This window comes from Streptomyces sp. NPDC048606 (assembly GCF_040650855.1).
Lineage (GTDB): Bacteria > Actinomycetota > Actinomycetes > Streptomycetales > Streptomycetaceae > Streptomyces.
This window is the reverse complement of the sequence record NZ_JBEZIB010000037.1, coordinates 87,176-94,607: the sequence shown is the minus strand read 5'-3', so window position 1 is coordinate 94,607 and position 7,432 is coordinate 87,176. Positions and strand designations below refer to the sequence as shown.

Here is a 7,432-nt window from a genome sequence, read left to right as displayed (position 1 = left end):
CCCCGGCCCCGTGCGGGGCCTGTGGCCGGGCGGGGCGGCGGGGGGCCCCCCGGGGGGGGGGGGGGGGGGGCCCCGGGGGGGGGGCCCCCCCCCGCCCGAGGGCCGCCCTCGGGCGCCGCGCGGGCACGCCGCGGGCGCCCCGCGGGTGTCAGGACACCACGGCGCCGCCCTTGAGGAGGGCGGCGCCGAGCGGCGTCACGGTGTGCAGGACCGCGTTGCCGTGGCGCAGCGTGGTCACGAGGCCGGCCTCGCGCATCACGCAGGCGTGCTGGCTCGCGGAGGCCAGGGAGACCCCGGCGCGGCGGGCCAGTTCGCTGGTGGTGGCGCCGTCGCCGATGGCCCGCAGCACCACGGAGCGGGTGTGCCCGACGAGCTTGCCCAGGGTCCGCTGGCGCAGCTCCTCGGCCGGGCGGGCCGCCTCGCCGGCCGCGGCCGCCGAGACCAGCTGGGCGGCGGCCGGGTAGACCAGCACGGGCGGCAGCTCAGGGTCGTGCAGGGTCACGGCGGTGCGCCGGCAGAAGAAGGACGGCTGGAGCAGCAGCCCGCGTCCGCGCAGCCGTACGTCCCGGTCCACGGGGTACTCGCACTCCAGGACCGGCGCCCGCCAGCGCAGCATGGGCGGCAGCGAGGCCAGCAGCTCGTCGGCGCCGCCGTCGAGCAGGGCCCGGCCGCGGGCGGCGCGCTCCGCCTCTATCTGGGCCTGGATGTGCGTCCAGTAGGGCTCCACGGCGGCCCGGTGGTAGCCGCGGAGTTCGCCGAGAAGCCTGGGGAGGTGTTTGGTGCCCCCGTCCAGGAATTCCCTCAGGCGGGTGGGCGGCGGCGTCCCGAAGGCCGCTCCGAAGCCGCTGCCGGCGCCCGCGCCGACGAGGGACAGCTCGCGCCGCAGCCGCTCGGGACGCAGTCCCCGCAGGGCGTCGAGGCCCATGTCCCACCCGTACTGGCCCTCGGTGGGCGTCAGGAAATCCGGGAAATAGCCGCGAGCCGGTATCAAGGCGCCGAGCAGCCTTGTTTCACTATTCAACCGGCTGCGCGTTTCCGTACGCCATTCACCGAACAGCCGGGCGTCACGCCGGTCTCTTAAGCGATGAAAACTAAGAATCGTTTCCCACAACGCATCGGGACGCCCTGCCATCCGTACGCGTGCCAGGTCCACTCCAGTGAAATGGATACGAAGCACCGAACCCCCACCTGTGCAACCGCAATCCCCCCGCCCCATGAGTATGCATGCCGTCACACGTGGTCACCACGCCCTTTCGGCCACAGTTGAAACCCCTTTCGGCAGGGGCGTGACAAGCGAAATCCTGTACTCCGCCGGGCACACTCCGGTGCGACCGAAACGCTCCGCGAAGGCCGTGGGGGGCTTTGCGGGGCCTGGCGGTCGGTCGCATCGGGAAGCGCCGACGTGCCCGGCGATAGGCGTCAGGCGGTGGACGGGTGGGGATCCGTCCACCGCCTGGTGCCGTAAAGACTTTGTTGAATACCCGCCCCATGTTGCTTCGAATAGAAGGATGCGCCCGCCCCCGGAGGTCAGGGACCGGGGGCGGGCGCTACCGCCGCGGGCTTCGTGGGACCGCGGCGGTGATCGGGGGCCGGGCGGGGCTCAGCGGCTGTCGGAGCCCTTGGCCTCGGCGGCGGCACGGCCGGCCTCCAGGCGCGCCACCGGGATGCGGAACGGCGAGCAGGAGACGTAGTCGAGGCCGACCTCGTGGAAGAAGTGCACCGACTCCGGGTCGCCGCCGTGCTCGCCGCAGACGCCGAGCTTGAGGTCGGGACGGGTGGCGCGACCCTGCTCGACCGCGTGGCGCACGAGCGAGCCGACGCCGTCCTTGTCGATGGTCTCGAACGGCGAGACCCCGAAGATGCCCTTCTCCAGGTACGCGGTGAAGAAGCTGGCCTCGACGTCGTCGCGGGAGAAGCCCCACACCGTCTGGGTCAGGTCGTTCGTGCCGAAGGAGAAGAACTGCGCGGCCTCGGCGATCTGCGCGGCCGTCAGGGCGGCGCGCGGCAGCTCGATCATGGTGCCGATGGAGAGCTTGAGGGTGGTGCCGGTGGCGGCCTCGATCTCGGCGATGACCGCGTCGGCCTCCTCGCGGACGATCTCCAGCTCCTGGACGGTGCCGACGAGCGGGATCATGATCTCGACGCGCGGGTCGCCCTTGGCGTTCTTGCGCTCGGCCGCGGCCTCGGCGATCGCCCGGACCTGCATGGCGAACAGACCGGGGATGACCAGGCCGAGGCGGACGCCGCGCAGACCCAGCATCGGGTTCTGCTCGTGCAGCTTGTGCACGGCCTGGAGCAGGCGCAGGTCGTTCTCGTTGGCGTCCTTGCGGGACTCGGCGAGGGCGACGCGCACCGACAGCTCGGTGATGTCGGGCAGGAACTCGTGCAGCGGCGGGTCGAGGAGGCGGACGGTGACGGGCAGGCCGTCCATCGCCTCGAACAGCTCGACGAAGTCCTTCTTCTGGAGCGGCAGGAGGGCAGAGAGGGCGCCCTCGCGCTCCTCCTCGGTGTCCGCGAGGATCAGGCGCTCGACCATCTCGCGGCGCTCGCCGAGGAACATGTGCTCGGTACGGCACAGGCCGATGCCCTGGGCGCCGAAGCGACGGGCGCGCAGCGCGTCCTCGGCGTTGTCGGCGTTGGCGCGCACCCGCAGGCGGCGGACCCGGTCCGCGTACGCCATGATCCGGTGCACGGCGGCGACGAGCTCGTCGGCGTCGTCGGCGCCGGCGTGCATGCGGCCCTCGAAGTACTCGACGACCGGGGACGGTACGACGGGTACCTCGCCGAGGTACACCTTGCCGGTGGAGCCGTCGATGGAGACGACGTCGCCCTCTTCGATGACGATGTCGCCGACGGTCATGCGGCGGCGCTTGGTGTCGACGTCGAGTTCCTCGGCGCCGCAGACGCAGGTCTTGCCCATGCCGCGGGCGACGACGGCGGCGTGCGAGGTCTTGCCGCCGCGCGAGGTCAGGATGCCCTCGGAGGCGATCATGCCGTCGAGGTCGTCGGGGTTGGTCTCGCGGCGGATCAGGATGACCTTCTCGCCGGAACGGGACCACTTGACGGCCGTGTACGAGTCGAAGACGGCCTTGCCGACCGCCGCGCCCGGGGAGGCGGCGATGCCGCGGCCCAGCAGCTCGGTTTTCGCGTCCTCGTCGAAGCGCGGGAACATCAGCTGCGCGAGCTGGTGGCCCGTGACGCGCTGGAGGGCCTCGGCCTCGGTGATCAGGCCCTGGTCCACGAGCTGCGTGGCGATGCGGAAGGCGGCGCCCGCGGTGCGCTTGCCGACGCGGGTCTGGAGCATCCACAGCTGGCCGCGCTCGATGGTGAACTCGATGTCGCAGAGATCCTTGTAGTGGGTCTCCAGCGTCTCCATGATCGTCATGAGCTGGTCGTACGAGGCCTTGTCGATGGCCTCCAGGTCGCCCAGCGGGACGGTGTTGCGGATGCCGGCGACGACGTCCTCGCCCTGGGCGTTCTGCAGGTAGTCGCCGTACACGCCGGCGTGGCCGCTGGCCGGGTCACGGGTGAAGGCGACGCCGGTGCCCGAGTCGGGGCCGAGGTTGCCGAAGACCATGGAGCAGATGTTGACCGCGGTGCCCAGGTCGCTCGGAATGCGCTCCTGGCGGCGGTAGAGCTTCGCGCGGTCGGTGTTCCACGAGTTGAAGACGGCCTCGACGGCGAGGTCGAGCTGCTCGCGGGCGTCCTGCGGGAACTCGCGGCCGGCCTCCTTCGCGACGATCTTCTTGAAGACCTTGACCAGCTTCTTGAGGTCGGCGGCGTCGAGGTCGGTGTCGACGGTGACCTTCTTGGCGGCCTTGGCGTCGTCGAGGGCGTCCTCGAAGAGCTCGCCCTCGACGCCGAGGACGGTCTTGCCGAACATCTGGATCAGGCGGCGGTACGAGTCCCACGCGAAGCGCTCGTTGCCGGCCTGGGTGGCGAGTCCGGTGACGGACTCGTCGGAGAGGCCGATGTTGAGGACCGTGTCCATCATGCCGGGCATGGAGAACTTCGCGCCGGAGCGCACGGAGACCAGTAGCGGGTCGTCCGACTGGCCGAGCTTCTTGCCCATCTTCGCCTCGAGGGCGGCGAGGTGCGCGCTGACCTCGTCGCGCAGCTCGGCCGGCGCCGAACCGCTCTCCAGGTAGACCTTGCAGGCCTCGGTGGTGATGGTGAAGCCGGGAGGGACGGGGAGACCCAGGTTGGTCATCTCGGCGAGGTTGGCTCCCTTGCCGCCGAGAAGGTCCTTGAGGTCCCGGTTGCCCTCGGTGAAGTCGTAGACGAACTTCTGATCTTTGTTTTCCGACACGGGTCTCGACTCCTCGAGGACTCGGGTGGCTGCCCTGACGGCCAGGAACATACCCAGATCGAAGGCTTCTGGGTATGTCCACTTGGCTGTCATACGGCCGTAACCACCCATGCGCCACCGGATCGAAAGTAACCCACGGGTAATCAGAACGTACGAACAGCCTTCACATCCCGAAGGGTGAGGTGCCCACAGGGGCCTGATTGCGCTCGGATGAGCGATCATCGATACATTTGCGTTCAAGTCTTGAACGCACAAAGGGTGGCACCCAGTGCCACCCTTTGAAAGTCTTACCCGTGACCTTTGCGCTCATCTGAGCGAAACATCAATCATGCGTGGCGTATATCACGCCCCGCCGAGGGCGATTTGTCAGCCTCCGGAGGTGTCCAGCTCGGCGTCCTCGCTCACGCCGGCGCAGTCGTAGGGATCCTTCAACCAGCCGTCGGGCAGGACAACCCGGTTGTTTCCGGACGTCCGCCCCCGCGGGCCGTCGGCACCGTCGGGCCAGGCTTGATCCAGATCGAGCTCGCTCAGATGAGCGTCCAGCTCGGCCAGGGAGGAGGTGACCGCCAGCTTGCCCCGCATCTCGGAACCGACGGCGAAGCCCTTGAGGTACCAGGCCACGTGCTTACGGAAGTCGATCACCCCGCGCGCCTCGTCGCCGATCCACTCCCCCAGCAGCTGCGCGTGGCGCAGCATGGTCGCCGCGACCTCGCGCAGGGTGGGCTTGTGGAAGTCCTCGGGGCGCCCCTCGAAGGCCGCGACCAGGTCGTTGAACAGCCACGGCCGGCCCAGGCAGCCCCGCCCGACGACCACGCCGTCACAGCCGGTCTCGCGGACCATGCGCAGCGCGTCCTCGGCGCACCAGATGTCGCCGTTGCCGAGTACGGGGATCTCCGGGACGTGCTCCTTCAGGCGCGCGATGGCGTCCCAGTCGGCGGTGCCGCCGTAGTGCTGGGCGGTGGTCCGTCCGTGCAGGGCGATGGCGGTCACGCCCTCCTCGACGGCGATGCGGCCCGCGTCGAGGTAGGTGAGGTGCTCGTCGTTGATGCCCTTGCGCATCTTCATCGTCACCGGCAGGTCGCCGGCGCCCGCGACGGCCTCGCGCAGGATCGCGCGCAGCAGGTTGCGCTTGTAGGGCAGGGCCGAGCCGCCGCCCTTGCGGGTCACCTTGGGGACCGGGCAGCCGAAGTTCAGGTCGATGTGGTCGGCGCGGTCCTCTTCGACGATCATGCGGACGGCCTTGCCGACCGTCGCCGGGTCCACCCCGTACAGCTGAATCGAGCGGGGCTTTTCCGTCTCGTCGAAGTGGATCAGCTGCATGGTCTTGTCGTTGCGCTCGACCAGGGCGCGGGTCGTGATCATCTCGCTGACGAACAGCCCCTTGCCGCCCGAGAACTCGCGGCAGAGGGTACGGAACGGGGCATTGGTGATGCCTGCCATCGGTGCGAGCACCACCGGGGGCTGCACGGTGTGCGGGCCGATCGAGAGGGGCGGGGGGAGCGTGGTCATCCCCCCATTCTCCCGCACGCGGGGTTCGTTAGTTATCCGTACTATCGGCGGCATGCATCACATGAGTCGTGGACGGCGCCTGCTCGTCCTGGCGATCTGCTGCACGAGCCTGCTGATCGTCAGCCTCGACAACACCGTCCTGAACGTGGCCCTCCCGGCGATCCGGCGCGATCTGGACGCCTCCGTCTCCGGCATGCAGTGGACGATCGACGCGTACACCCTGGTCCTCGCCTCGCTGCTGATGCTGGCCGGTTCCACGGGCGACCGGATCGGGCGGCGCAGGGTCTTCGCCTGGGGCCTGGTCCTCTTCACGGCCGGCTCCCTGCTGTGCTCCCTGGCGCCGAGCCTGGAATGGCTGATCGTCTTCCGGATGATCCAGGCGGTCGGCGGCTCGATGCTCAATCCCGTCGCCATGTCGATCATCACCAACACCTTCACCGACCCCCGGGAACGTGCCCGCGCGATCGGCGTCTGGGGCGCGGTGGTCGGCATCTCCATGGCCGCCGGACCGCTGATCGGCGGCCTGCTGGTGGACACCGTGGGCTGGCGGTCCATCTTCTGGATCAACCTCCCCGTGGGGCTGCTCGCCCTCGTGCTGACCCTGCGCTACATCCCCGAGTCCCGCTCCGAGCAGCCGCGCCGGCCGGACCCGGTGGGGCAGCTGCTGATCGTGGCGCTGCTCGGCTCGGTGACGTACGCGATCATCGAGGCCCCGACCCTGGGCTGGTCCTCCCCCGCGATCATCGGGTGCTCGCTGGCCGCCGTGGCCGCGCTGACGGCCCTGCTCGTCTACGAGCCCCGGCGGGAGGAGCCGCTGATCGACCCGCGGTTCTTCCGCAGCGCCCCCTTCAGCGGGGCGACGGTGATCGCGGTCTGCGCCTTCGCGGCGCTGTCCGGGTTCCTCTTCCTGAACACCCTGTACCTCCAGGAGGTACGGGAGCTGGACGCCCTGGACGCGGGGCTGTGGATGCTGCCCATGGCCACCTTCGCCTTCCTGTGCGCGCCGGTGTCGGGGCGGCTGGTCGGCACCAAGGGGCCCCGGCTGCCGCTGCTGATCGCGGGCGTGACGATGGCGGCGAGCGGGCTGCTGTTCGCCGCGTTCTCGGCGGAGGGCGACACGACGCTGATGTTCGCCGGGTACGTGCTGTTCGGCATCGGCTTCGGGCTGGTCAACGCCCCGATCACCAATACGGCGGTGTCCGGGATGCCGCGTTCCCAGGCGGGGGTCGCGGCCGCGGTGGCCTCGACGAGCCGGCAGACCGGCGGGGCGCTGGGCGTCGCGGTGATCGGCGCGGTGCTGGCGGGCGGGACGGCGGGCGGCGCGGACTTCGTGACGGCGGCCCGGCCCGCCTGGTGGATCATCACCGCGCTCGGGCTGGTGACCCTGGTCGTGGGCGCCGCGACCACCGGGCCCTGGGCGCGGGCGACGGCCGCGCGCACGGCCCGCGAGCTGGATCCGGGGCCGCCCGCCCCGGATCCGGTGGGCGCTCCTCCGCGCGTCTGACGGCGACGCCTCCCGCTCCTCCCCTTCCCCACCACGTGCGGGGCCGATCCACGGCACCTCCATCCTGACGGGTGACAGATATTGAAATCTGTCACCCGTCATGCCATTCT

Annotated in this window: 4 protein-coding genes; 1 reads left to right on the top strand and 3 read right to left on the bottom strand. The window is 70.4% G+C overall.

The window, feature by feature from the left end; genetic code table 11:
• Window positions 1–148: 148 nt before the first annotated feature.
• The 3 genes from AB0D01_RS32020 to dusB all read right to left on the bottom strand — a co-directional run bounded on the left by AB0D01_RS32020 (window position 149) and on the right by dusB (window position 5,818).
• On the bottom strand, window positions 149–1,177 hold the full coding sequence (locus AB0D01_RS32020; protein WP_363061405.1) for a winged helix-turn-helix domain-containing protein: 1,029 nt from the start codon (window positions 1,175–1,177) through the stop codon (window positions 149–151).
• Window positions 1,178–1,600: 423 nt separating this feature from the next.
• Window positions 1,601–4,309, bottom strand: coding sequence for a pyruvate, phosphate dikinase (ppdK, locus tag AB0D01_RS32015; protein ID WP_363061403.1), 2,709 nt, complete (start codon window positions 4,307–4,309; stop codon window positions 1,601–1,603).
• A 366-nt stretch (window positions 4,310–4,675) separates the two neighbouring features.
• The gene (gene dusB, locus AB0D01_RS32010) at window positions 4,676–5,818 is read right to left on the bottom strand and encodes a tRNA dihydrouridine synthase DusB (RefSeq protein ID WP_363061402.1); all 1,143 of its coding nucleotides are present in this window, start codon (window positions 5,816–5,818) and stop codon (window positions 4,676–4,678) included.
• A gap of 52 nt (window positions 5,819–5,870) precedes the next feature.
• Between dusB and AB0D01_RS32005 the strand changes: the two genes are divergently transcribed.
• A complete protein-coding gene (locus AB0D01_RS32005) occupies window positions 5,871–7,322 on the top strand; it encodes an MFS transporter (RefSeq protein WP_363061401.1) in 1,452 nt (483 codons plus the stop codon).
• The last annotated feature ends 110 nt before the right edge of the window (window positions 7,323–7,432 follow it).